This is a genomic window from Acinetobacter gyllenbergii CIP 110306 = MTCC 11365 (assembly GCF_000413855.1).
Lineage (GTDB): Bacteria > Pseudomonadota > Gammaproteobacteria > Pseudomonadales > Moraxellaceae > Acinetobacter > Acinetobacter gyllenbergii.
On record NZ_ATGG01000012.1, the window covers coordinates 72185 to 97721 of the forward strand.

General features: G+C 41.1%; 28 protein-coding genes and 1 pseudogene. 16 read left to right on the forward strand and 13 right to left on the reverse strand.

Features of this window, described 5'->3' with window-relative positions; genetic code table 11:
- Positions 1-6: 6 nt before the first annotated feature.
- From F957_RS12730 to dapD, 5 genes are all read right to left on the reverse strand, one after another.
- Positions 7-693: a Dph6-related ATP pyrophosphatase gene (locus F957_RS12730; protein ID WP_016540901.1), complete on the reverse strand. Its 687-nt coding sequence runs from the start codon at positions 691-693 to the stop codon at positions 7-9.
- A 94-nt stretch (positions 694-787) separates the two neighbouring features.
- Positions 788-1213, reverse strand: coding sequence for a hypothetical protein (locus F957_RS12725; RefSeq protein WP_016540902.1), 426 nt, complete (start codon positions 1211-1213; stop codon positions 788-790).
- A gap of 31 nt (positions 1214-1244) precedes the next feature.
- Positions 1245-1913, reverse strand: coding sequence for a 7-cyano-7-deazaguanine synthase QueC (queC, locus tag F957_RS12720; protein WP_212749791.1), 669 nt, complete (start codon positions 1911-1913; stop codon positions 1245-1247).
- A gap of 74 nt (positions 1914-1987) precedes the next feature.
- Positions 1988-2698: a 7-carboxy-7-deazaguanine synthase QueE gene (gene queE / locus F957_RS12715; protein WP_016540903.1), complete on the reverse strand. Its 711-nt coding sequence runs from the start codon at positions 2696-2698 to the stop codon at positions 1988-1990.
- 119 nt (positions 2699-2817) lie between these two features.
- A complete protein-coding gene (gene dapD / locus F957_RS12710; RefSeq protein WP_005195842.1) occupies positions 2818-3639 on the reverse strand; it encodes a 2,3,4,5-tetrahydropyridine-2,6-dicarboxylate N-succinyltransferase in 822 nt (273 codons plus the stop codon).
- Positions 3640-4052: 413 nt separating this feature from the next.
- Here dapD and carO point away from each other — a divergent pair, with 413 nt between their 5' ends.
- Positions 4053-4802, forward strand: coding sequence for an ornithine uptake porin CarO (gene carO, locus F957_RS12705; RefSeq protein ID WP_016540904.1), 750 nt, complete (start codon positions 4053-4055; stop codon positions 4800-4802).
- Between the two features lie 102 nt (positions 4803-4904).
- On the opposite strand, the gene F957_RS12700 is transcribed toward carO, so the two are convergent.
- The 6 genes from F957_RS12700 to F957_RS12675 form a co-directional block, all read right to left on the reverse strand.
- Complete coding sequence (locus tag F957_RS12700; RefSeq protein WP_016540905.1) at positions 4905-5828, reverse strand: CysB family HTH-type transcriptional regulator; 924 nt, start codon at positions 5826-5828, stop codon at positions 4905-4907.
- Between the two features lie 53 nt (positions 5829-5881).
- Positions 5882-6952, reverse strand: a complete 1071-nt coding sequence (locus F957_RS12695) for a sulfate/molybdate ABC transporter ATP-binding protein (protein ID WP_016540906.1) — start codon at positions 6950-6952, stop codon at positions 5882-5884.
- 11 nt (positions 6953-6963) lie between these two features.
- On the reverse strand, positions 6964-7848 hold the full coding sequence (gene cysW / locus F957_RS12690; protein ID WP_016540907.1) for a sulfate ABC transporter permease subunit CysW: 885 nt from the start codon (positions 7846-7848) through the stop codon (positions 6964-6966).
- Complete coding sequence (cysT, locus tag F957_RS12685; RefSeq protein WP_005274145.1) at positions 7845-8678, reverse strand: sulfate ABC transporter permease subunit CysT; 834 nt, start codon at positions 8676-8678, stop codon at positions 7845-7847. Before cysT ends, cysW begins: the two co-directional genes overlap by 4 nt.
- A gap of 77 nt (positions 8679-8755) precedes the next feature.
- Positions 8756-9358, reverse strand: coding sequence for an RBBP9/YdeN family alpha/beta hydrolase (locus F957_RS12680; RefSeq protein ID WP_016540909.1), 603 nt, complete (start codon positions 9356-9358; stop codon positions 8756-8758).
- Between the two features lie 31 nt (positions 9359-9389).
- Positions 9390-10397 (reverse strand): sulfate ABC transporter substrate-binding protein, encoded by a 1008-nt coding sequence (locus F957_RS12675; protein ID WP_016540910.1) that lies wholly within the window; start codon positions 10395-10397, stop codon positions 9390-9392.
- Positions 10398-10643: 246 nt separating this feature from the next.
- On the opposite strand from F957_RS12675, the gene pabC reads away from it, so the two are divergent.
- From pabC to tmk, 3 genes are read left to right on the forward strand one after another with little or no spacing between them, the layout of a single operon-like run.
- The gene (gene pabC / locus F957_RS12670; RefSeq protein WP_032860642.1) at positions 10644-11456 is read left to right on the forward strand and encodes an aminodeoxychorismate lyase; all 813 of its coding nucleotides are present in this window, start codon (positions 10644-10646) and stop codon (positions 11454-11456) included.
- A 1-nt stretch (position 11457) separates the two neighbouring features.
- Complete coding sequence (mltG, locus tag F957_RS12665; RefSeq protein WP_016540912.1) at positions 11458-12537, forward strand: endolytic transglycosylase MltG; 1080 nt, start codon at positions 11458-11460, stop codon at positions 12535-12537.
- Entirely contained in the window at positions 12537-13136 is a 600-nt protein-coding gene (gene tmk / locus F957_RS12660) for a dTMP kinase (protein ID WP_016540913.1), read from the forward strand. The genes mltG and tmk overlap by 1 nt, the downstream gene beginning before the upstream one ends.
- Before the next feature lie 253 nt (positions 13137-13389).
- Here tmk and nadB read toward each other — a convergent pair whose 3' ends face one another.
- A complete protein-coding gene (gene nadB / locus F957_RS12655) occupies positions 13390-15027 on the reverse strand; it encodes an L-aspartate oxidase (RefSeq protein ID WP_171068278.1) in 1638 nt (545 codons plus the stop codon).
- A 372-nt stretch (positions 15028-15399) separates the two neighbouring features.
- Between nadB and F957_RS12650 the strand changes: the two genes are divergently transcribed.
- The 4 genes from F957_RS12650 to F957_RS12635 all read left to right on the forward strand — a co-directional run bounded on the left by F957_RS12650 (position 15400) and on the right by F957_RS12635 (position 18728).
- A complete protein-coding gene (locus tag F957_RS12650; protein WP_016540915.1) occupies positions 15400-16776 on the forward strand; it encodes a Do family serine endopeptidase in 1377 nt (458 codons plus the stop codon).
- Positions 16777-16906: 130 nt separating this feature from the next.
- Positions 16907-17359, forward strand: a complete 453-nt coding sequence (locus tag F957_RS12645; RefSeq protein ID WP_016540916.1) for an acyl-CoA thioesterase — start codon at positions 16907-16909, stop codon at positions 17357-17359.
- A gap of 37 nt (positions 17360-17396) precedes the next feature.
- Positions 17397-17927, forward strand: a complete 531-nt coding sequence (locus F957_RS12640; RefSeq protein WP_016660281.1) for a GNAT family N-acetyltransferase — start codon at positions 17397-17399, stop codon at positions 17925-17927.
- Between the two features lie 360 nt (positions 17928-18287).
- On the forward strand, positions 18288-18728 hold the full coding sequence (locus F957_RS12635) for a hypothetical protein (RefSeq protein ID WP_016660282.1): 441 nt from the start codon (positions 18288-18290) through the stop codon (positions 18726-18728).
- Position 18729: 1 nt separating this feature from the next.
- On the opposite strand, the pseudogene F957_RS21865 reads toward F957_RS12635, so the two are convergent.
- Positions 18730-18798 (reverse strand): annotated as a pseudogene (locus F957_RS21865) (SOS response-associated peptidase); the annotation flags it as partial.
- 164 nt (positions 18799-18962) lie between these two features.
- Here F957_RS21865 and lepA point away from each other — a divergent pair.
- The 8 genes from lepA to pdxJ all read left to right on the forward strand — a co-directional run bounded on the left by lepA (position 18963) and on the right by pdxJ (position 25536).
- Positions 18963-20780 (forward strand): translation elongation factor 4, encoded by a 1818-nt coding sequence (gene lepA, locus F957_RS12630; RefSeq protein WP_016540918.1) that lies wholly within the window; start codon positions 18963-18965, stop codon positions 20778-20780.
- A gap of 73 nt (positions 20781-20853) precedes the next feature.
- Positions 20854-21717, forward strand: a complete 864-nt coding sequence (lepB, locus tag F957_RS12625; RefSeq protein WP_016540919.1) for a signal peptidase I — start codon at positions 20854-20856, stop codon at positions 21715-21717.
- Between the two features lie 24 nt (positions 21718-21741).
- Positions 21742-22119, forward strand: a complete 378-nt coding sequence (locus tag F957_RS12620; RefSeq protein ID WP_016540920.1) for a DUF4845 domain-containing protein — start codon at positions 21742-21744, stop codon at positions 22117-22119.
- Positions 22088-22783 carry a ribonuclease III gene (rnc, locus tag F957_RS12615; protein ID WP_016540921.1) on the forward strand — a complete coding sequence of 232 codons (696 nt, stop codon included), beginning with the start codon at positions 22088-22090 and terminating at the stop codon, positions 22781-22783. The genes F957_RS12620 and rnc overlap by 32 nt, the downstream gene beginning before the upstream one ends.
- A gap of 4 nt (positions 22784-22787) precedes the next feature.
- Positions 22788-23813, forward strand: coding sequence for a GTPase Era (gene era, locus F957_RS12610; RefSeq protein ID WP_016540922.1), 1026 nt, complete (start codon positions 22788-22790; stop codon positions 23811-23813).
- A 26-nt stretch (positions 23814-23839) separates the two neighbouring features.
- Positions 23840-24037 (forward strand): NF038104 family lipoprotein, encoded by a 198-nt coding sequence (locus F957_RS12605; protein ID WP_032812483.1) that lies wholly within the window; start codon positions 23840-23842, stop codon positions 24035-24037.
- Positions 24038-24046: 9 nt separating this feature from the next.
- Positions 24047-24754, forward strand: coding sequence for a DNA repair protein RecO (gene recO / locus F957_RS12600; RefSeq protein WP_016540924.1), 708 nt, complete (start codon positions 24047-24049; stop codon positions 24752-24754).
- A gap of 53 nt (positions 24755-24807) precedes the next feature.
- The gene (gene pdxJ, locus F957_RS12595) at positions 24808-25536 is read left to right on the forward strand and encodes a pyridoxine 5'-phosphate synthase (protein ID WP_016540925.1); all 729 of its coding nucleotides are present in this window, start codon (positions 24808-24810) and stop codon (positions 25534-25536) included.
- The last annotated feature ends 1 nt before the right edge of the window (position 25537 follow it).

The following is a 25537-nucleotide window of genomic DNA, read 5'->3' on the forward strand; positions in this document are numbered from 1 at the left end:
ATAAAATTAATGTTGTTCAAGCTCAAGTGGCAAAAAAGCATATTCCTCATGATAAACAATATCGCCTTGGCGTACAGGAATAGCTTTGTTAAAAATTGGCCCATCAATGACTGTGGTATGAAATTCACCACCTTCACCACATGGATCAACACCACGATTTTCTAATTCTTGGATGTAGTCTAGGGTAAGGATTCTACCTAAATCTTCAATTTTCATACCAAGTTTGAGATTGACAGTGACGATCACACTGCGAAAACCAAGATTGATAAACTCTTCTACCACTTCTTTATGTGGGCGTAACCATAATGGCATACCTAATTTTAGTCCCACTTGCTGAGTCACACGATCATGCCAGCAGCCATGCTCAGGCATATCCAGATCACCAGTTACCAGTACTTCAGCACCGTGTTGTTTGGCTTGATTGAGTAGCGCGATAAACTTTGCTTCATAATCAGCCCAACTCGATGATGTCATATACACAGGTAAACCAATCGCATCTGCTTGTGCACGGATAATATCGAGTGGCATTGCATGTGAACGAGAGCGTTGCCCTTGTTCTTCTAACATCATAATCAAGCCGATCACTGTGCCTGTTTGCATGGCGTGATATAAGGCAAGGGAACTGTCTTTTCCGCCACTAAAAGAGACGATAGACCGCCTTTGATCAGCATTGGTTTTCCATTGGTCTTGCATGGTGTGATTCAACCGATTCTAGATAAAAGAGATTTTAACAAAACCCAATAAAAAAGCCCGCATGAATGCAGGCTTTGTTTTGAGCAATTTAAGCTTATTTTTTCGGCGCTTGTTGCTGCTGTTGCTGAGCAGCTTTCATTGCTTCTTCAGTGAGTTTTTCTAACTTGCTCACAAGTGGTGCGCCAAGACAAGATTGTAGGTCTTTATTTTGCTGTTGTACAAAAGCTAAAGAACTTGGGCTTTTCTTCGCATTGATTGCGCTTTGGATTTCCCATTTCTGAGCTTCAGTTACTTTACCTTGTGCGTCAATTTGACATCCACAGAATTTGCTCACTTCTGCTGCTGTTAATTTACCGCCTTTTGCAGTTTGGTCTTTACATACATTGACCAATGCTGCTTTTACATTGGTACTTTTATACGCAGTTTGTAATGGATTATCAGCTGCGTGAGTTGCCGTTGCAAATAATGCAGCAGCTGACATCATTGTAGAAAGAATAAGATTTGATTTAGAAAACTTCATATAATGTACCTAATATTTACCCTAATATCGGTTATTCAGCGTAGCGCGTAGGATCCGCAATACCTGCTTCGATAAAACCTTGTTGACGTAAACGACAACTGTCGCATTTGCCACATGCACGTCCTTGAGCATCTGCCTGATAGCAGGATACCGTTTGACTATAGTCTACGCCATGTTCGATGCCTAAGCGTATAATATTCGCTTTGGATAAATGTAACAAAGGTGTTTCAATTTTAAGGGGTTTTCCTTCAACACCTGCTTTTGTTGCCAGACGAGCCAAATTGGCAAAAGCGTCAATAAATTCAGGGCGACAGTCTGGATACCCTGAATAATCAACAGCATTGATTCCAATCACGATGGCAGCCGCGTCAAAAACTTCGGCTGCTGCGAGGGCATAAGACAAGAAAATTGTGTTACGTGCTGGAACATAAGTTACAGGAATGCCTTCTTGTAATTGTTCTGGAACTTCAATGTTATGATCTGTAAGTGCAGAACCACCTAAGTTACCCAAATCAATATTAATGATGCGGTGTTCTACGCCTGCACGTTGTGCAAGTGCCTTGGCCGCATCAAGTTCAGTTGTTGAACGTTGACCGTACATAAAACTTAAAGCAATACATTCATAGTTTGCTTGTGCCCAGGCAAGACACGTTGTTGAGTCTAAGCCACCAGACAATAATACGATGGCACGAGAACGCATATTATTTTCCATGATTCAACCTAAAATAAATTTGAAAAGCTATTTGATGTTGCAGAACGGTCTTTGTGAGCTTTTTAACGGCCAGATTCATCATTCCATAACAGTTTATGTAACTGTAGCTGGAAGCGAACAGGGAGGTGGTCATCCAAAATCCACTGCGCTAAATCGCGCGCTAAAGCTGGCAAGCCAACAGCACCTTTTTCAATTGCAAAAGCAGGCGAGAACCATACTGTACTCACTTTATTTTGCAACTGAAATTGTTCGAGTTGTTGTCTTGACCACTCATAATCCTCACGATTACAGATCACAAATTTAATCTGATCATGCGGTGTTAAATAGTCAAGATTACTATATAGATTTCGGTGATCTTCTTTAGAAGTCGGTGTTTTTAAATCTAGTACTTTAGAAACACGTGGGTCGACTTTAGAAACATCCAAGGCACCACTCGTTTCCAAGGAAACTTCAAACCCGAGATCACATAGGCGCTGTAGTAAAATCAGGCAGTTGGGCTGAGCAAGCGGCTCGCCGCCAGTGACACAAATATAGGGGGTTTTATGTTGGCTTGCAGTTTCAATAATGTGTTCAAGTGATAAACGCTCACCGCCTTCAAACGAGTAGGTGGTATCACAATAACTACAACGTAAAGGGCAACCTGTTAAACGAATAAAAACCGTTGGTAGACCAAAGGTATTCGCTTCGCCTTGCAAAGAGTAAAAAATCTCCGTGATGCGTAAACCAGCCGCAGGATCAGAGACAGGAATTGCAGAAGAACGTAAGGAAGCCATAAACAGTTACCACAAACAGGTGCTACACAAGCAGCATGCTACATAAAAAACAAAATCTCTACGACCATGACTGATCGTAGAGATGGGGAACGATCAAGTTCCACAATAAATATTACAAATTAGTCAGCGCGTAATAAATCATTCAAGCTGGTTTTAGCACGAGTTTTCGCATCTACTTTTTTCACGATGATTGCAGCATAAAGGCTGTAAGTACCGCACTTAGATGGAAGGCTACCCGCTACAACCACAGAACCTGCCGGTACGCGACCGTAGTGAACTTCACCAGTCTCACGATCAAAGATCTTGGTTGATTGACCAATGAACACGCCCATTGAAATGACAGAACCTTCTTCAACAATCACGCCTTCAACGATTTCAGAACGTGCACCGATAAAGCAGTTGTCTTCAATAATGGTTGGGTTGGCTTGTAATGGCTCTAAAACACCACCGATACCCACACCACCAGACAAGTGAACATTTTTACCGATTTGAGCACATGAACCGACAGTGGCCCACGTATCTACCATTGTGCCTTCATCGACATAAGCGCCGATATTGACATAAGAAGGCATCAACACCACATTTTTAGCTTGGAAACTACCACGGCGAGCAACAGCAGGCGGTACGACACGTACACCTGCAGCCTTGAACTGTTCTTCAGTCCAACCTGAGTATTTAGTTGCTACTTTGTCATAGAAACGAAGATCACACGCTTCAATTGGTGTGTTGTCATTAAGTTTAAATGAAAGTAAAACCGCTTTTTTTAACCACTGGTGAACAACCCACTCACCATCAATTTTTTCAGCAACACGGAGGGTACCGTTATCTAAACCTGTCAAGGCTTCTTCTACTGCTTGACGGATTTCTGTTGGGCAATCCGCTGCACTATAGTTGGCACGGTCTTCAAATGCTTGCTCAATGATCGTAGAAAGCTGAGACATGATCTTCCTTCTTCCAAAAAAATTTTGAAGATTTTACACTAATTTTGTAGGGTCTGTTGCCATTTTATAAATAGGTTGCGTTATCAGTCTAAATTTCACAAGCCATGCCTTGTATCGTCTAAAAAATCTCCATTATCGCAAGCCTAGAGAAAGTGTCAGCAGCCCCTCAGAATCTTTGAAAAATGAAGTTACAATATATTGTTTTAAAATTAAGCAATAAAAATGTCATAAAAACGGAGATTGTTGTTTTTTATCTATAATTTTAAAATACATAATTCCTTTGAATTTGTATCAAAAAATAACAAAAAGTAATCAGTTTCTGTATAAAAAGTTAGCGATCATTCTTTTATGCTTATTTCACAAGCAACAATTATATATTTATTTAAATAAAAGCGTTTTGTGAGGAGACTTCAATGAAAGCTTTGCGTGTTATGTTAGCTGCAGGTGCATTAACAGCGATTGCAGGTACTGCATTTGCAGCAGATGAGCAAGTGGTGAAGGAATCAGTTTATGCATTCCCTTCATACTTAGATCCAGTTTCAGTTCGTGCTGAAGTCGGTACGACAGGCTACGGTGGTGCAATTTCATATCGAGTCAATCCATACGTGAGCTTAAGCCTTGGTTATAATGGTGGTGACATTTCTTGGTCTGATGATCTTAAAGTAAATGGCTCTAAATATGACTTAGATATGGACAATAAAACAGCGTATTTAAATGCTGAGATTCGTCCTTGGGGTACAAATGCAAATAACTTTGTGAACTCAATCTATGTCGCAACAGGTGTAGGTTATTTAGATAATGACTACAAACTTGATCGCCGTGTAGGTCAAGGCCGTAACTTCAGTGTGAACAATACTGATTTTAATGCAACTTCTGATGTACATATCGCCGGTAAAATGAGTTATAAAGATGATATCGCACCATATGTAGGTGTTGGTATTGCACCGCAAGTCTATAAAAATATTGGCGTGTTTGGTGAGGTTGGTGCTTACTATACGGGTAATCCAACAGCATCTTTACAAAACGTAAATGGTGGTACAGCTAGTAATGGTAGTGGCGCTAACTTGAATGATGAAATTGCGAAAGAAGAACGCAATATTGAAAACAAAAGCAGATATGAGTGGATGCCAGTTGCAAAAGTGGGTGTGAGCTTCAAGTTCTAATCCATGCATTCAGCATAAAAAAACGAGCGCCATGCTCGTTTTTTTATGCCTGCGAATAGACAAAATAAAAGGCTCATTTAGAGCCTTTTATTTTTTTTGTGTTTACTCTTCTGGATAAGCCACTTTTTTGAGTGCTTTAATATCTGTTTCTGGTGAGCAGAGCGAAATAAATTCATAACCATAACCACGGAGTAGATGGCCTTTGCGGACCGCGATCCAAGTGGTATTTACGCCAAATATATCTGTTTTGATCTGTTGTAGACGATAATCACGTTCGGCATCATAAGCGACATCGTTGACAATTCCGACGCCCATGTTCAGTTCAACATAGGTTTTAATTACGTCGGCATCGAGTGCTGACATGACGATATCCGCATGTAATTGCGCGTCTTCAAAAGCCTTGTCAATTTTTGAACGTCCAGTGAAACCACCATGATAGGTAATCAGAGGATATTCTGCCAAGACATCTAGGCTGATTTTATCGAGCTTTGCCAATGGGTGATCTTTCGGCGTAATAATACTGTGATGCCATTCATAATAAGGCACGCTGGCCAAGTTTTCTTCTGTGGTTAAAGATTCCGTTGCAATCCCAATATCTGCTTCGCCTTGTAACAACATTTCTGCAATTTCTACAGGGCTGGCTTGTTGTAATACCAAATGTACTTTTGGAAATAGTTTTTTAAATTGATTCACAATCGGTGGCAGAACATAACGTGCCTGGGTATGCGTGGTTGCAATGGTCAATGTACCTTCATCAACTTTATTGAAATCATCGGCTAGACGTTTAATATTGTCTGCATCAACTAACATCCGTTCTACAATGCTAAGTAGAGATTGACCTGGTTCAGTCAAACCCAATAAGCGTTTTCCTTTGCGTACAAAGAGCTGTACACCTAATTCATCTTCTAAATCTTTAATATGCTTACTTACACCAGATTGGGAGGTATAAAGAGCCGCAGATGCTTCAGTTAAATTAAAGTTTTGGCGAACAGTTTCCCGAATAATTCTGAGTTGTTGGAAGTTCATAAAAGTTTTTCCTCATAAGAGGATGGGGCGTGTTTTACCCCATCAATATTATTTTAAGCAACTTGCGTTGTTTGATCTGCGAATAAATGAAGTTGAGCCGCACTGATCCAAACGTTTTGATTTGGTTTGAATTGATGTAAGTTCGCCTCTTCTACACTTAATAAAATTTCGATAGTACGTCCACTACGATCTTGTAACTCCGCCACAACTCGACCTGCAATCCATACTTCACGTAAGAAGGTTGCCTCAATGGTGTTAGCTTGAGGTTGGGTATGAATATGTAATTCATTTGGTCGTGCAAATGCAATCACTTTCCCTTGCGGGGCATCTAATAACGTTGCTAGCTGAATACGATCATCGCCGATACGGATAATACCGCCAGTATGCTCGCCTTCAAAACGATTTGCTTGACCAAGGAAATCAAAAACAAACGGTGTTGCAGGTTTTTCGTACACTTCTCGTGGTGAGCCGATTTGTTCAACATCACCTTTGTTCATCACGATAATCTGGTCAGCAACTTCTAGTGCTTCTTCTTGATCGTGGGTGACAAAGATCGAGGTGATATGTAACTCATCATGTAAGGTACGTAACCAGCGGCGTAATTCCTTACGCACTTTGGCATCAAGTGCACCAAATGGTTCATCTAAGAGTAAAACACGTGGTTCTACTGCGAGTGCACGGGCCAATGCGATACGTTGGCGCTGACCACCAGAGAGTTGGGCAGGGTAACGGTCAGCCAAAAAGCCGAGTTGTACCAAATCGAGCAAGCGAGTCACACGCTTTTTGATTTCAGCTTCTGAAGGGCGTGTTGCACGTGGGCGAACGCGTAAACCAAAGGCAATATTGTCAAAAACAGTCATGTGGCGGAATAGGGCATAATGTTGGAAAACAAAACCAACCTGACGCTCACGTACATGGATGTCCGTTGCATCTTCGCCTTCAAGTAAAACTTGACCACCATCTGCAGATTCTAAGCCTGCAATAATACGTAATAAGGTTGTTTTTCCACAGCCTGAAGGACCGAGTAGGGCAACCAATTCACCTTCAGGAAAGTCTAAAGAGATATTTTTGAGCGCATGGAATGCACCAAAGTGTTTTTCAATATTTTTAACTTGAATACTCATCTGTTCATTCCTTAGTGATTCGGTTGATGTTCATTTGCTTGATCTTGGCGGATTTCCAGCCAAGTTTTCAAAATCAATGTAATGATCGCTAAAAATGCCAGTAATGAAGACACAGCAAATGCAGCACTAAAGGTATATTCGTTATAGAGAATCTCTACATGTAACGGTAAGGTATTGGTTTGGCCACGGATATGTCCCGACACCACTGAAACGGCACCAAACTCACCCATTGCACGGGCATTACACAGAATCACACCGTAAATCAGACCCCATTTGATATTGGGTAGTGTCACTTTCCAGAAGGTTTGCCAACCTGAGGCACCCAATACAATCGCTGCTTCTTCTTCCTCTGTGCCTTGGGCTTCCATTAACGGAATAAGTTCACGTGCAACGAAAGGAACGGTAATGAAAATGGTGGCTAAAACAATTGCAGGGATGGCATATAAGATTTTGATGTCATGGTCCATTAACCAACTGCCCATCCAGCCTTGTGTACCAAAAATTAGCACCAACATTAAACCCGCAATGACAGGTGATACCGAGAAAGGCATATCAATAATGGTGGTTAAGATGGCTTTTCCACGGAACTGGAATTTTGCAACCGCCCATGCTGCAGCAACACCAAACACGACATTAATGGGTACAGCAATGGCTGCTGTGAGTAAGGTTAGTTTGACTGCTGATAAGGTATCTGAATCAGTTAAAGCGTTAATATAAACGGTCAGACCTTGTTTAAATGCTTCAACAAAAACCAAAATCAGTGGGAGAATTAAGCAACTCAGAAAAAAGATCAGTGCAATACCAATCAAGGTATAGCGTACCCAAGTTGGTTCACGGGTTGCATCTCTAGTTTGTAGTTTGAGTGCTAAAGCATTGCCATTGGTATTTAAACTCATTGTGCAACCCTCCCTGTGCGACGGCTCGCCCACGCTTGTACTAAGTTAATTAAAAATAAGATACCGAAAGAGAGGACGAGCATGACCACTGCAATGGTGGTTGCACCGGCATAATCATATTCTTCTAAACGCGAAATGATCATCAGTGGCGCGATTTCAGTTTTATAAGGCTGGTTGCCTGCAATAAAAATGACTGAACCATATTCACCAACACCTCGGGCAAAAGCCAAAGCAAACCCAGTCAGTAAAGCAGGGAATAAAATTGGTAAAATAATTTTGGTAATGGTCTGCCAGCGATTGGCTCCCAAGGCAGAAGCAGCTTCTTCCAATTCGGTTTCAATATCACTGAGTACAGGCTGCACGGTACGAACCACGAAGGGTAGACCAATAAAGATTAAAGCAAGTGTGATCCCAATTGGGGTATAAGCAACTTCGATCCCAAGCGGGGAAAGGTATTGTCCAATCCAGCCTGTTGGGGCATATAACGACGTTAATGCAATACCTGCAACAGCCGTTGGTAGGGCAAATGGCAAGTCCACTAAAGCATCGACAATACGTTTGCCTGGGAAGTTATAACGGACAAGACACCAAGCCAGTAACAAACCAAAAATAACGTTTACTAAAGCCGCAATCAATGCTGCACTGAAGCTAAGCTGTAAGGACTTTAAAATACGTTCGGAGGTTAAGATTTCCCATAAGCCATCCCATCCAATCCCAAAAGATTTGATAAAGACAGCAGATAAAGGAATAAGCACAATCAAAGACACGTAAGCGAGGGTGAAGCCTAATGAGAGACCAAACCCAGGCAGCACTCGGGAACGCTGCGACATGATATTTCCTCAAAGAGAAATGTTTGCTAAAGCAAGCAAATAAATAATGCGAATACTAAGAATATGGGGAGCTGGGGTTAGGCAAATTTCAAATTAAAATTTGCCTGACTCATTCGGACGATAGGCTGCATCTTTTTTTCAGGGAGCAAATAGGTCAGGATCTCAGGGAAGGGACCAAATCCAGATGCGACATTGATATGGCCAACAGCACCTAAATTAATCGGTGTTAATTTCCATGCTTGAGCCAATTGCAAGGCATCGACATAACCTAACCAAGGGTCATTTTCACTAATTAATAATGTGGTCGGTACTTCGATTTTGAGCTGCTGAAAATACTGTTTATAGTCAGTTAGGCTATGGCGCGCAAAGCCTGCTTCACCAAAACGTGCAGGGTTGGCGGGTGCAACCAAAACCAGATTTTTAACTTTTGCTCTTAGTTCTGGGTGTTCAGCCAGTGCTGCTACACTGGTTAAGCAGCCAAAACTATGTGCCACGATTTGAACAGGTGCTGGAGCGGCTACTACAGTTTTAACAAATTGAGCAATCCATTCACTGAGCACAGGACGATCCCAATGTTGCTGTTGAACGCGAGAGCTAGACACGAGTTGCTGTTGTAACCAAGATTGCCAATGCTGCGCTTCGCTACCACCTACACCTGGAACAATTACGGTATGAATCATGTCCGCTCTCCCTATTTACCTGTTGAGTAAATTATTTCGCTGAGTTGTTGAGCTTGACGATTTGGTCAAACACACCGCCATTATCAAAGTGAGTTTTTTGTACTTTGGTCCAGCCACCAAATTCTTGGTCAATCGTCACCAATTTCAGTGGTTTAAACACATTGCTGTATTTCTTTAATACTGCGGCATTACGCGGGCGGTAGAAGTTGCGTGCAGCAATCTCTTGTCCTGCTGGTGAATACAAGTAGTTCAAGTAACCACGAGCGATTTGTAAATTGCCTTTTTTCTCAGCATTCTTTTCTACGACAGCCACTGGTGGTTCTGCGAGAATTGATAGAGAAGGGGTGACGATTTCGAATTTGCCTGGTTGCTCGCGTACGGCAAGATAAGCTTCATTTTCCCAAGCCAGCAATACATCACCGATACCACGTTCAGCAAAGGTTGTAGTTGCACCACGTGCACCTGAATCCAGTACTTTGGTTTGTTTATAAATTTGACGCACAAACTCTTGAGCTTTGGTGTCGTTACCCCCTTTTTGATGTTTCGCCCATGCCCAAGCACCTAAGTAGTTCCAACGTGCACCACCCGATGTTTTTGGATTTGGTGTAATGATTTCTACACCTGGCTTAACCAGATCACCCCAATCTTTAATTTGTTTTGGGTTGCCTTTACGAACAAGAAATACAATTGTTGAGGTATATGGCGTAGAGTTGTTCGGTAATTTTTTTTGCCAGTCCGCTGGCAGTAATTTGGCATTTTCAGCAATCTCATCAATATCTGCTGCAAGTGCAAGTGTAACGACATCTGCATTTAAGCCATCAATTACGGCACGGGCTTGTTTACCTGAGCCACCGTGTGATTGTTTAAAGTCGATGTCCTGACCAGTACGTTGTTTCCAGAACGCACCAAATTGTTTATTGAAATCGGTATACAGTTCACGCGTTGGGTCATAAGAAACGTTTAAAAATTCTTGTGCCGCAAATGAAGAAACTGAGAGTAATGCGGCAATGACGCCGACTTTAACTTGAGAAAAACGCATGGAAAACCCCTTAAAAACTAAATCACTGTTTGGAATATGTAGGCAGCATAACGCCAGTTTTTTTGCAAAAAAAATAATTAAAATCGAATTTGTTATGAAAAAAATAGAAATAGATAAAATAGATAAACTTTGCTGAATTGTTGATATACAAGTGATTTTTAATTTTGGACTGTAATTGCTATAATTGTTTTAAATCAATCGCTTATTGTTTTAGTGCTGATTTATAAAGTGGAAGGTATTTGAATGATGCAGTGTTATAAAAATGGACATTTAATTGATTCCATCTCTTTATTGGATCGAGCGTTCCATTATGGTGATGGTTGCTTTACCACAGCACGCATTTTTCACGGAATTTTTGAATTAAAAGAACTGCACTTTGCACGTTTAAAACTGGCTTGCCAGTCCTTGCAACTGGATGCTGATCTATCTTTTATTGAAAAGTCGCTTGTGCATTTACAGCAGCAATATTCCAGTCTTAATGGCACTTTAAAAGTGGTGATTAGCCGTGGTGAAGGAGATCGGGGCTATAGTCTGCCTTTACATGCGGCTGATGTATACCTGTGGTATTACCCAAGAGTGACACAGGCTTTTCAGCCTGAATGGATTGAAAGTGGCATGTTAAATCATGCTTTGGGTTTGAATATGCCTCATTTAGTGGGCTTAAAAACCCTGAATAGATTAGAACAGGTCTTGTTGAAACAAGAAGCTGATCAGCGTGGTTGGCTAGAAGCACTCGTTAGTGATGTACAAGGCTATATTGTTGAAGGCGTGAGCAGTAATTGTTTTATTCGTATAAATGATCGGTGGATTACGCCTGAACTTCGCTATAATGGCGTCCACGGTGTGATGAGAGCCAAAATCTTGTCGAGAATGCAGCAATATCAGATTGAATGTGAGCAGCGATGTATCGATATGAATGAGATTGGCCATATCCAGAGTTTATTTTTTTGCAATGCGTTACATCCAATGAAAGCGGTTGTTCGATTTAATGATCAGGTCTTAGAGCAGCAACCCTATCTTGATTTATTTGAAACTTTAAAACTTAGCCAGATTGATTAATATGCCAAAGCCGCCTAGTTCCAGCAAAAGTAAGAAAAAGCCAAAAGCTAAACCGAAATCCAGATTTTCTTTTTTTAAAGCCTTTTTGATCGCCATTGTTATTTTTGTTTTGGTGATCTTTGGCATTGTATGGTCGAGTTTATTTAAAAATTATCAGGTAGACAGTAAAAAACAGCTTTTAGTAATTTCTTCTGGCGATACCTATTCAAGATTTATTGACCGTTTAGCCAAAGAAAATAAAGTGAATTTTCCAATAGTTTTAAAGTTGTATCAGAAGTTCATGATTCATGACACCATGAAAGCGGGTGTCTATGAAATCACAGAAGGCATGAGTATTCGTCAGGTGATGGATATGTTGTCAGATGCAGATAATGCGCAGATGAACCGTATTCTGGTGATTGAAGGAACAACTTTTTCACAGTTGATTCAGAGTCTAAGAAAAGATCCGAATGTCACCAATACTTTGCTTGATCTTCCGCACAGTGAATTATTAAAGCAATTAAATATTTCATATACGCACCCAGAAGGTCTATTTGCGCCAGATACTTATTTCTTTGCCAAAGGCGAAACGGATAAAAAAATCTTAACGGATTTGTATCGCCGTCAAATGAAATCGTTGGATGATGCTTGGGCCAAGAAAGCACCGAATTTACCTTACAAAGATAAGTATGAAGCCTTGATCATGGCTTCGATTATTGAAAAAGAAACCAGTTTAGATAGTGAGTTAGAACAGGTTTCAGGTGTCTTCGTCCGTCGTTTGAAAATGGGGATGCGCTTACAAACGGATCCAACCGTGATTTATGGTATGGGGGAGAATTATAAAGGCAATATCACCCGTAATGATCTGCGCACGCCAACGGCGTATAACACCTATACCATCAATGGTTTACCGCCAACACCAATTGCTTTACCAAGTAAAAAAGCGATTGAGGCAGCGATGCATCCAGATGATGCTAAAAATATCTATTTTGTTGCCACGGGCAATGGTGGGCATAAATTTACAGCGTCTTTAGAAGACCATAATCGTGCAGTGCAAGAATATTTAACTGTGCTACGTTCAAAGAAAAAGCAGGGCGAATAATGTTTATTAGTTTTGAAGGTACGGAAGGTGTTGGTAAGACTACGCTGATTCGTAAAATTCATCAGTACTTTGAACAGCAGGGTAAAGAAGTCGTGTTGACCCGTGAACCGGGTGGAACACCATTGGCTGAGCAGATTCGCTCACTGTTGTTGGCGGTGAATCATGAAGAGCAAATGAGTCATGATACCGAGCTGTTATTGATTTATGCAGCACGTGCACAGCATTTACAGCAAGTGATTTTACCCGCATTAGCGGCTGGGAAAATTGTACTGAGCGATCGTTTTACCGATGCCAGCTTTGCATATCAATGTTCTGGACGCGGTTTAAGTCAGGAGAAGTTGCAACTGTTAAATCAAACTTTTGTCGCGAAAATGCCGAATATTACATTTTGGTTAGATGCACCAATTGAATTGGGCATGACCCGTGCGCGAGAGCGTGGTGCCTTAGATCGTTTTGAGCAAGAGAAATTAAGTTTCTTTGCCAAAGTTCGTGCGGGTTATGAGACCTTGTGGCAAGCAGAGCCTGAACGGATGAAGCGATTGGATGCGACACAGAATGCGGATGTTGTGTTTGAAGATGCTTTGCAGTATTTGAGATAGGCCTTAAGCAATATCCAGTCCGAAAATAGCCTGATTTTTAGTATTTGAATTCAAGTTGTTATTTACTATCGAGATCGGCGGCATGGATGCCGCCAAGTTGGGCAGGGGTAACAAGGATGTACCCTCTGTCCAACAAGGGATTTTGATTACTTTGATCCTTCAAAGTAATGTATTGCCCATAAAAATAGTATTTAATTATTCTGACTATATGAGGCAGTGATAATTAAAAAATAATTGGTGAATAAATTGAGAATTACTCATTCACCAACGGCTGTTCTACTTTAAAGTTTGGTGGCGTGAGCACCGTTTTGCGAATCTCATTTGAGAGTTCAGGATAATCCAGTGTGTAATGCAAACCACGTGATTCCTTACGTTCCATTGCGCAACGTACAATCATTTCCGAAACCAGAACTAGGTTACGTAATTCAATCAAGTTTTTGCTGACACGATAATCTTGATAATACTCAGTAATTTCACGTTTCAGCATTTCAATACGGTGTAAGGCACGTTGCAAACGTTTGGTGGTACGTACAATACCCACATAGTTCCACATGGTAGAACGTAGCTCATCCCAGTTTTGTAAGATGACGACATCTTCATCGGCATCGGTGACTTGTGTTTCATCCCATGTTGGAACATCTGGGAATTGAAACTCAGCATCAAATTTCTGTTCGATATCTTCTGCTGCACTCATGCCATAAACGAAACATTCAAGTAATGAATTACTCGCCATACGGTTAGCGCCGTGTAGGCCTGTATAAGAGGTCTCACCAATGGCATATAAGCCATCTAAATCAGTCTGGCTATGTTCATCCACCACCACACCGCCACAGGTGTAATGCGCTGCAGGCACAACTGGGATCATATCTTTGGTGATATCAATACCAAGCTCAAGCAAACGTGCATATAGGGTCGGGAAGTGTTCGGTAATAAATTCGGGTGATTTATGGGTGATGTCTAACCAGACATGACGAATCCCTAAACGTTTGATTTCATGGTCGATGGTGCGTGCCACAATATCACGAGGTGCCAGTTCAGCACGTTCATCAAAACGCAGCATAAAACGTTCGCCATCCGGTAAACGTAAATAAGCACCTTCACCACGCATTGCTTCAGTAATTAAGAAAGAACGCGCTTTTGGATGATACAAACAAGTTGGATGGAATTGGTTAAATTCCATATTGGCGACACGACAACCTGCCCGATAGGCCATGGCAATTCCATCACCTGTCGCAATATCAGGATTAGATGTGTAGAGATAAGCTTTCATTGCACCACCACAAGCCAGTGCCGTGAAAGGTGCTAAAAAGGTATGAACCTGCTCGTTGGTTTCATCTAAAGCATAAAGACCGATTGATCGATTGGCTTGGTCTTGATGTCCAAGCTTGTGTAAGGTGATCAGATCTATCGCAATATAATTTTCAAAAATCGTAATATTTTGTCGTTCTTTCGCACGTTCAACCAAGGTGGTTGAAATGGCTTTGCCTGTTGCATCGGCAGAGTGAATGATACGACGTTGTGAGTGACCACCTTCACGGGTCAGGTGTAGTTGCTCATCATCATCTAGCGTAAATTGCACGCCTTGCTTGAGTAGGAAGTCTACTGAAGGTTTGCCACCTTCGACAGTATGTTTAACAGCATCTAATTCACAAAGATGACCGCCTGCAATCATAGTGTCATTAATATGTTGTTGAATAGAATCTGTTTCGTCTAATACTGCAGCAACACCGCCTTGCGCATAGAAGGTACTGGCTTCTGTCAGCGCTGCCTTGGCTAAAATTGCAATGTTGTAATGACTTGGTAAAGAGAGTGCAAGACTTAAACCTGCACCGCCACTGCCCACAATAATCACATCAAAATGGTGAATTGTTTTTAAATCAGGCATGTCAATCTGCTTCAGTTTTAAACGTTCGCTAATGACACCGCTTTTTTATCAAAAAGGCAAGGGCTAATCTGCCTAGAATTGAGTGAATTTTTAGCGAATGCGGATTATTTGCCGATTATTTTTTGCCTAATCTGTATGAATGAGAAAATGATTACGTTTCAGTACATTGTTTTAATCTATCGTTAAGCTCTCCAAGATAAAACCATTTCTATCGGATGGATTATGCTGAATCTCTCCATAATTTATTCATATTTCATCATTCTAGATCGTTGTATGCATTGAAAATATAAACATATTTTTACGAAAAGAATGATGAGGTTATGCTAAAAACATAGACCAGAATTTTATTTTAATCATCAGTATGTAGGTTCTTGCTTCATGAAAAGTCGCTATTTACAACAAGGAATGTATGCTGCGGTATTTACGATAGCAGCATCTCAAGTCAATGCTGCATCGCCAGTAGATTTTTCAAATCTGGTTGAGCAGGTCAGCCCTGCTGTTGTGAGTGTCAATGTTGTCAAGAAAATGACTCAGGAAGAGTTATTGCAACAACAAGTCCCTGAAATTTTACGTCGTTTTTTTGGTAATCAGGTGATCATCCCTCAACAGCAGGGGCCACAGGAAAAAACTGGCTATGGTAGTGCCTTCTTTATCGGGAAAGATGGCTACTTGCTCACGAACCGTCATGTGGTTGAAAATGCTTCTCGTATCAGTATTATCCTGAATGATCGCCGAGAACTGGATGCCACGCTCGTTGGAAGTGATGAGCGTACCGATATTGCCTTGCTGAAAGTGAATGGCAATAATTTCCCAGAGTTAAAAGTGGGTAATGTCGATCAACTTCGAGTGGGTGAACCTGTCTTGGCGATTGGTTCACCATTTGGTTTTGACTATTCAGCGTCGGCAGGGATTGTCAGTGCGAAATCACGGAATATGAGTGGCGAGACGTCTGTTCCGTTTATTCAAACAGATGCGGCTTTAAACCCAGGTAACTCAGGTGGTCCATTGTTTAACCAGCGTGGTGAGGTGGTCGGGGTGAACTCACGTATCTTCAGTGGTACTGGGGGGTATATGGGCTTATCATTCTCGATCCCAATTGATGTGGCGATGGATGTCGTACAACAATTGAAGACCACGGGTAAAGTAACGCGTTCTTATCTTGGTATTATGATGCAAGATATTGATCGTAACTTGGCAGAAGCTTATAAGTTGCCGAAACCAGAAGGTTCGTTGATTACCCAAGTCGCACCGAAGTCTCCAGCTGAAAAAGCAGGCTTAAAATCAGGTGATGTGATTTTGAAGGCTAATGGTGCATCAATTTCACGTACCAGTGATTTGCTTTATTCACTAAATCGTATCGCGCCGAATCAAACCGTTCAGCTGGAAATTCTACGTGATGATAAAACACGTACAATTTCTGCAACATTGGGTACCGCACCAGATGACACCGCTGCTGATGCAGAGAAAAATAACCCAACCAGTGGTTTAGGGATGAGTATCCGTGATCTAACGGCACCTGAGCAAGCGCGTTTAGATGTGCGTGGTGGTATCTTGATTCAAGATGTGAAGCGTGGCGGTACTGCGTCTTTATCAAATCTGGTTGCGGGGGATGTGATTGTACAAGTGAATGGTACAGCGATTACCAATAGCCAACAATTTGCAAAAACAGTGTCGGCCTTGCCAAAAAATAGTGTTGCGCGTGTAACGATTATTCGTCAAGGTCAGCGTGCAATTCTTGGATTACGTTTGCCTTAAGATTTAAATTTTTTAAATCCCGCTTAAATAAAAACCACTCTAGAATTAGGGTGGTTTTTATTTTGAAATCCAGTTGTGTTTAGACTAGGGTAGCGAGTGAAATGTTAGTCGTGATGAAATACGCAAAATTATGAGTACGATTTTTGATTTAAAAATACAGGTTGAGCCTAAGCATATCGATGTATTGGGTCATGTGAATAACGTCATGTACATCCAGTGGATGCAAGATGTTGCTTCAGCGCATATCGAGGCATTGGGCTTAGGTCTGGCTCAATATCTAGAATTGAAACATGCCATGGTGGCTGTTGAACATCATGTGCAATACCGTAAGGCGGCACTAGAAGGTGAGGACGTCATTTTACGGACATGGTTGGATGATATTAATGCACTCTATTCATTCCGCCAGTATGCTTTTTATCGCCCTAAAGATCAGAGCATTTTATTTGTTGGCAATACCAAATGGGCATGTATTGAAATTGAGACTGGTCGTCCAAAACGGATGTCACCAAGCTTTACTCAAGCTTATCAACCGATTGCTGTAGACTTAGATCCAATGGATTTCAATGTGACCTATTTTGAATAGATAAGATTAAGTTTAGGCGAGATGAAGAGTGGATGTGATGCAGCCCTTAAAGAGACTAGAAACCGAGCGTTTGATTTTAAATAGTCTAGATTTAGAAGATGCTGCATTCGTTCTCGAGATATTTTCAAATGCTCAGGTGCTCGAATTTTATGATTTAGATGCTTTTTCTGAGATTGAACAGGCGGAAGCACTGATTCATCGAATGCATCATCGTTATCATTCAGCCTCTGGTTTTCGTTATGCGATACGTTTAAAGACAGGTCAAATGATAGGTGGTTGCGGTGTTAATCGTATTCTTGAGGAGGAGGGTGATCATCGTGCGATTATCGGTTATGACCTGCATCCAGATTATTGGGGAAATGGTTATATGCTTGAGGCGATTACAGCGATGCTAAATTTGATTCGAACCGAGTTGTTGTTTGACCAGAAAATTCGCTATGTAGATGCACAAGTCATGCAGCAAAACCTTAAATCACAGCGACTTTTACAGAAATTAGAATTTCATCAAATTCAACCTGTAGTGGAAATGGGGCAGATCTTCTTACAGTTTAGATTGTCGTTATTTTGATATTGCGCTATTGGGGCCTAATGCTATGCAGTATAAACATCTATACGGTTGCCTATATCCGCTTCAGATGGTTCGCTATTTGATGACTTGAATGAGGCGGATGAGTTTCTTTTGATTGAGAGTGCAGCTATTTGCATACCTCGGGGGAGAGTAGCCTGGATTCATTTTTGGACTCGTCTGAAGATAAGACAAATTTGGAAAACCCTAAACAAGTCTATAACCGATCAAGAAATTGGCAAGAATCAATCAGACAAGCTTTATGAGGAATTATTACTCTAAATCAGATGGTTGTGCGGCTTGTACTGCCGCGCCGCGTATATTAGATAAATATTGGACACCCAGAGAGGGCTACTCAGGGCTATGAAAAATTTAACATTAAAACATTACTTGGCGCTTGTTCTCGTTTTTTCAGGCATTTTTGCTATTTGTTTTGAATCGCTTACAAAAGGTTTTGTCACCTATGTGCCGTATGGTGGTGAATTTGTTTACTTGAGGGAGATGGAAGGTTCCAATGAGGATGAAAGTGTACTCTTGTGGTTCTTCGGCATCATAAGCATTATGCTTGGCGCAATAATGTACTTTGTGAAGAATGTTATATATGTTCTGAGAATTGGTTTTTTTACTTATGTATTTTTGTTTCTCTGTGCACTTATGACCGATAGCGACCCTTTAAACCAACTCATTGTGAATACAGTTAAGTTTGATCATAATATTTATCTCATCTTGTGGTGCATTTCGTTTGCTATCTACACAGGTATATTCTTCAAATTATGTATTCAACAAGATGCGTTAAGCGATTAAGAAATGTCGGCTCATATAAATTTAATAGTTGAGCGCGGCTTCTGGCTATTGGTTTATAGTTAGCACACATGTTGTTCTCCCTAGCAATACACTAAAGACTACACATGCTATTAGCACTATATTTTTAATATTGTTGTGCTTATACTGTGCCGAACTTTTCGTACATTTTTTTCCACAGCAATAAGCAATTTTTTAATTGAGTACATTGTTGTGTACATATTATTAAGGTAACCCATGGCGCAAGCTAAAAAATCCATAGATATCAAAAATATACGCAATTTCTCGATTATTGCTCATATTGACCATGGTAAGTCGACTTTGGCTGACCGTTTCATTCAAATGTGTGGCGGTTTACAAGATCGTGAGATGCAAGCTCAAGTATTAGACTCTATGGAGCTTGAGCGTGAGCGTGGGATTACCATTAAAGCTGCATCGGTAACGTTGTATTACACGCATCCAAATGGTCAAGAATATCAATTAAACTTCATTGACACCCCAGGACACGTGGACTTCTCTTATGAGGTTTCTCGTTCTTTGGCGGCGTGTGAAGGTGCATTGTTGGTGGTTGATGCTGCACAAGGTGTAGAAGCACAGTCAGTAGCTAACTGTTATACCGCCATTGAGCAAGGCTTAGAAGTTCTGCCAATCTTAAACAAGATTGATTTACCTCAAGCTGAGCCTGAGCGTGTGATTCACGAAATTGAAGAAATTATCGGGATTGAAGCGACTGATGCACCGACTTGTTCAGCGAAAACCGGTTTGGGTGTTGAAGGGGTTTTAGAGCGTCTTGTTGATGTGATTCCGGCCCCGGAAGGTGATCGTGATGCGCCTTTACAAGCACTGATTATCGACTCATGGTTCGATAACTATCTTGGTGTTGTATCGCTTGTTCGTATTAAACAAGGTCGTATCCGCAAGGGCGATAAGATGCTGGTGAAATCAACAGGCCAAACCCATCCAGTGACTTCAGTGGGTGTGTTTAATCCGAAGCATACCGAAACTGACATCCTTGAAGCGGGTGAAGTTGGCTTTGTGATTGCCGGAATTAAAGATATTTTTGGTGCGCCAGTCGGTGATACCATTACACTGTCTAACACACCAGATGTTGCGACTTTACCGGGTTTTAAAAAGGTTAAACCACAGGTTTATGCGGGTCTGTTCCCGATTGATTCAAGTGACTTTGAACCCTTCCGTGAAGCATTACAAAAATTGCAGATCAATGACTCTGCTTTATTCTTTGAACCTGAAAGTTCGGATGCACTAGGTTTTGGTTTCCGTTGTGGCTTCTTGGGTATGCTACACATGGAAATCGTTCAAGAGCGTTTAGAACGTGAATACGATCTTGATCTGATCAGCTCTGCGCCGACGGTAATTTATGAGGCGCTAACCAAGAAAGGCGACATCATTTATATCGACAGCCCGTCGAAAATGCCAGATGGTTCGACCGTTGAAGATCTACGCGAACCGATTGCAGAATGTCATATTCTTGTGCCACAAGAATACTTGGGTAATGTGATGACCTTGTGTATCGAGCGTCGCGGTATTCAAAAAGACATGAAGTTTTTAGGTAACCAAGTCTCAATTACTTTTGAAATTCCTATGGCTGAAGTGGTCATGGATTTCTTTGATAAATTAAAATCATGTTCACGTGGTTTTGCTTCGCTGGATTACAACTTCGTCCGTTTCGAAAGTTCAGCTTTGGTTAAGGTTGATGTTTTAATTAATAGCGAAAAGGTTGATGCCTTGGCAATGATCTGTCACCGTCAAGATGCTCGCCATCGTGGTATTGCACTGGTTGAAAAGATGAAAGATCTGATTCCACGTCAAATGTATGATGTTGCGATTCAGGCGGCGATTGGTGCGCAAATCATTGCCCGTTCTACTGTAAAAGCAATGCGTAAGAACGTATTGGCTAAATGTTATGGTGGTGACGTTTCGCGTAAGAAGAAACTTCTTTCGAAACAAAAAGAAGGTAAGAAACGTATGAAGCAAGTGGGAAGTGTCGAGATTCCGCAAGAAGCGTTCTTAGCTGTATTAAAAGTTGATCGATAAAGAAAGATGAGGCTGGGGAAACGTTTGTTTTACCCAGTCGAACGACGAGCAGTGAAACTGCAAGAGAGGGTTTGTGGATTTTGATTTTAACTTGATTCTGGTACCAGCGACACTGATTTTCTTTTTGGTGTGGTTACTGGATAAGTTGGTATTAAAACAGCGTGCAACACGTGGGCGTAATCAAGAGAACTTTGTCATTACATGGGCCTATGATTTCTGGCCAGTGTTAGCGGTTGTACTTGTACTGCGTTCTTTCTTGTATGAGCCATTTAATATTCCGTCAGATTCTATGGTCCCGACCTTAGAAACGGGTGATTTTATTCTGGTGAATAAGTTTGATTATGGTGTGCGTTTACCAATCGTAAATTCTAAAATCATTGATGTGGGTGAGCCAAAACGTGGTGAAGTGATTGTGTTTCGTTATCCACCACAACCTACGATTAGCTATATTAAACGTGTAGTGGGTATACCTGGCGACCACATTCAGTTTAAAGCGGGTCAATTGATTATCAATGGAAAGCAGATTGCAAAGGTAGCAACACAATTCTCACGTGAGAAAGACCAGCAAGATACGCCGACAGCACTTTATTTTAAAGAAACTTTGGGTGAACATCAGCATTTGATTCGTTACTTAGAAGGACGTAATCCTTTGGCTGAACAGTTCCAATTTGCGCAATTGCGGGGTGCTGAAGCATTAGTCCCATTTGTTGCCAAAGAGAATAACGTATTTATCCAAAGCAATGGTCAAGATTGGGAAGTGACTGTACCAAAAGGACAGTACTTCGCCATGGGTGATAACCGTGATCAAAGTGCAGACAGTCGTTTTTGGGGCTTTGTACCTGAAGCGAATTTAACTGGGCGAGCTTTTTATGTATGGATGCATAAAGAACCTGGTTTAAATCTTCCAAGTTTCAACCGAAATGGTAAGATTGACTAATAAAAATAGATAGGAAATAGACAGATGCGTAAATCTCAACAAGGGACTTCGTATATTGCAATTTTATTTGGGGTGGTTTTATTTGCAGTTGCTGTGAAAGCAGCAGTTGCGATTTGGCCAGCATACTGGGATGACAAACTGATTAATACTCAGATTGAGGGCTTGCTTAAAGATAGCCCTGAAAATATTACGCCGAGTAAGTTTAACACTCAGATGGATCAACGTTTTGATATGAACGGGATTCGTGATTTACATTTTAAAGATATCGCGCAAGTGACTTATAAAGATGACCTTGTCGTGATAAAGAAGTATGAAATACGTAAGCCTTTCATGCTGAATATCAGTTTAGTTATGACCTTTGAGAAGACTTTTGACCAAAAATCTGCAAAACAAGCTCAATGATACACGGCTGCAAGGGCGTATAGGTCACCAGTTTAAACAGTTTGACTTGTTAAAACTGGCTTTGACCCATCGCTCGGTCAGCCATAAACATAATTATGAACGCCTAGAATTTCTAGGCGATTCATTATTAGGGATGATCATCGCTAATTATTTATACAATGCTTATCCACTGGAAAATGAAGGCCGTTTAACGCGAATGCGTGCGACTTTAGTTCGACAGGAAGCGTTGGGAAAAATCGCAAACGATTTACAGCTGAGTCGGTCATTAATTTTAAGCACAGGCGAGTTAAAATCTGGTGGTCATCACCGAGAGTCTATTCTTGCAGATACCGTTGAAGCCATTATTGGTGCTATTTATTTAGACAGTAATGATCTCAACTTGCTCGAACGCATTGTGCTAAAATGGTATGAACCATATCTTGATCATATCGAACCGACAGATCAACTGAAAGACCCGAAATCACGTTTGCAAGAGTATTTACAAGCACGTAAAAAACCTCTCCCAGTTTACGAGGTTGTAGATATTCAAGGTGATGCCCCGAATCAACATTTCAAAGTGGAATGTGATGTGGCGGGATTGCCAAAAATTATAGGCGAGGGCTCAAGTCGTCGTTTTGCCGAACAAACGGCAGCGGCAGAGATTTTAAAATTATTGGAGCAATAACCTGATGTCTCATTCAGAAGAAAATAAGCCAGAAGCAACTGAACAGCAAGATGGCAATAATGTAGTTGATCAATTTTTTAGTTCTCAAGGAAGTACAATTCCTTCAGATTTCAAAAGCGGTTTTGTTGCTATTGTTGGCCGTCCAAACGTGGGTAAGTCAACTTTGATGAACCATATCTTGGGTCAGAAACTATCCATTACCTCGCGTAAACCACAAACCACACGTCACAAGATCGTGGGGATTGATTCGCGTGAGAAATCACAGGCGGTATTCGTAGATACCCCTGGGATGCATAAAAAAGAAGTTCGCGCCATCAATAAGATGATGAACCGTGCTGCGCACTCAGCATTGCGTGATGTGAACTTGGTTTTATTTGTGGTTGATGCACAAAAGTGGACTCAAAACGATGAATTGGTTTTGGAAAAACTTAAAAATGCAGATATGCCTGTGATCCTCGTGATCAATAAGCTAGATACATTTGAAAATAAAAATGAAGCTTTACCGCTGATTCGAGAGCGTGCGAAGCTGATGAATTTTGCTGAAATTGTTCCAGTTTCGGCATTGCGTGGTGCAAATCTCGATCATTTACGCGATACCATTGAGAAGTATCTGCCATATCAACCACCTTTGTATTCATTAGATCAGATTACCGATCGTTCTGAACGTTTCCTTGCGAGTGAAATCATTCGTGAGAAAATTATGCGTCAGTTGGGTGAAGAGCTTCCATATGATTTGACCGTACAAATTGAATCGTTTAAAACTGAAGAAGCGACTGTAAATGAAAAAACAGGTCGTTTAAAGCCACCTTGTACGTATATTGATGCAACGATTTTCGTAGAGCGTCAAGGTCAAAAAGCCATTGTGATTGGTGATAAAGGTGCGAAGCTAAAAAGCATTGGCATGGATGCACGTGCAGACATGGAAAAAATGTTTGAACAGAAAATCATGCTGACACTTTGGGTGAAAGTCAAAGGTGGTTGGTCTGATGATGAACGTGCGTTAAAAAGCTTGGGTTATAGCGATATTTAACAGGTTTTAAGACAATGGAAACAGGTATGAAAATAACAATCCGTGTACTCGCAATCGTAACATGCATCTTCATGCTGCAAGGCTGTGTTCATAAGCTTGTGACCGTACCTGTTAAAGTTGCTTATAAGACCACCAAAGGTGTTGTTAAGGGGACGGCTGCTGTGGTTGGTGCAGTTATTCCTGATGGCGATGATGAAGAAAAGGATGAGAAAAAGAAGGACTAGTCTCGCTTTATGATGCGTAATGAAGTCCTGCATGGCTATTTGATCCATCATCGTAAATATCGTGAAAAAAGCCATATTGTGCATTTATATACACAAGAATATGGTCGGGTGGATGGGATTTTAAGACAAACCCCACCACCTCAATATCAGCCAATTCGTTTACAAGCCACAGGCAAATCAGAACTCAAAAATTTCACCAAACTGGAAATTTTAAATCAACCTGTGTTTTTTCACGGGGATGCATTTTTTGCTGGTTTTTATTTAAATGAAATTTTGCTGCGTTTATGTCCTTTAGAAGAGGCCATGCCGCAAACCTTTGAACAATATCAATTGATATTATTACAATTACAACAACTCGCTTCACATGAGCAAGCAGCATTATTTTTGCGACAGATTTTACGACAATTTGAACATGCTTTACTGCAAGAGCTTGGTTACGCAATTGACTTTTCAGTTGATGCAAATCAACAAGAGGTGCATGCTGCCCAGCATTATCTTTTTCAATTGAATGATGGTTTCTTACCAGTTGCACAAGCCTCACGTTCTACGCTCTCAGGCATGTTGATTGGCTCAATGCAATGTTATGAAGAGGGACAGGATTTTTCTCCCGAACAGTTGCAATTATTGGGTAAACTATATCGGCAAATGATTAGCTCTTTGTTGGGCGATCGACCGCTGAAAAGCCGTCAACTTTGGATTCAAAGTACACAAACTTGATCTTCTTGATGTATTGATGATGCAAAAAGAAGGATAAACGATAGGATATTTTTATGGCTGCAATCTTAGGTGTAAACATTGATCATGTTGCGACATTAAGACAAGCACGTGGTACAACTTACCCTGATCCAGTTCAGGCTGCTTTGGTTTGTGAAGAAGCGGGTGCTGAAGGGATTACTTTACATTTGCGTGAAGATCGCCGCCATATACAAGATGATGATGTGCGTCGTATGCGCCCATTATTAAAAACACGTATGAATCTTGAGTTGGCTGTAACGGATGAAATGGTTGAGTTTGCCAAAGAGATTCAACCCCAACACGTGTGTTTTGTCCCTGAACGTCGTCAAGAAGTCACCACAGAAGGTGGCTTGGATGTGGTGGGTCACTTTGAAAAGGTCAAAGCTGCAACTGAAGCACTGAAAGCCATAGGCAGTGATGTATCTTTATTTATTGATGCTGATTTGGCACAGATTGATGCAGCAGTGGCATGTGGTGCACCAACCATTGAAATCCATACTGGTGCTTACGCAGATGCAGAAACGGATGAACAACAGCAAGCTGAGTTGGCCCGTATTATCAAAGGTGCCGAATATGCAGCAGCAAAAGGTTTGGTCGTGAATGCAGGGCATGGGTTGAATTTGGACAATGTCGCTGCAATTGCTGCGATTCCACACATTCATGAACTCAATATTGGTCATTCAATCATTGCAGATAGTGTATTTGTTGGTTTGGCTCAAGCAGTAAAAGAGATGAAAGCAGCGATTCAGGCTGCTGCGAGATAAT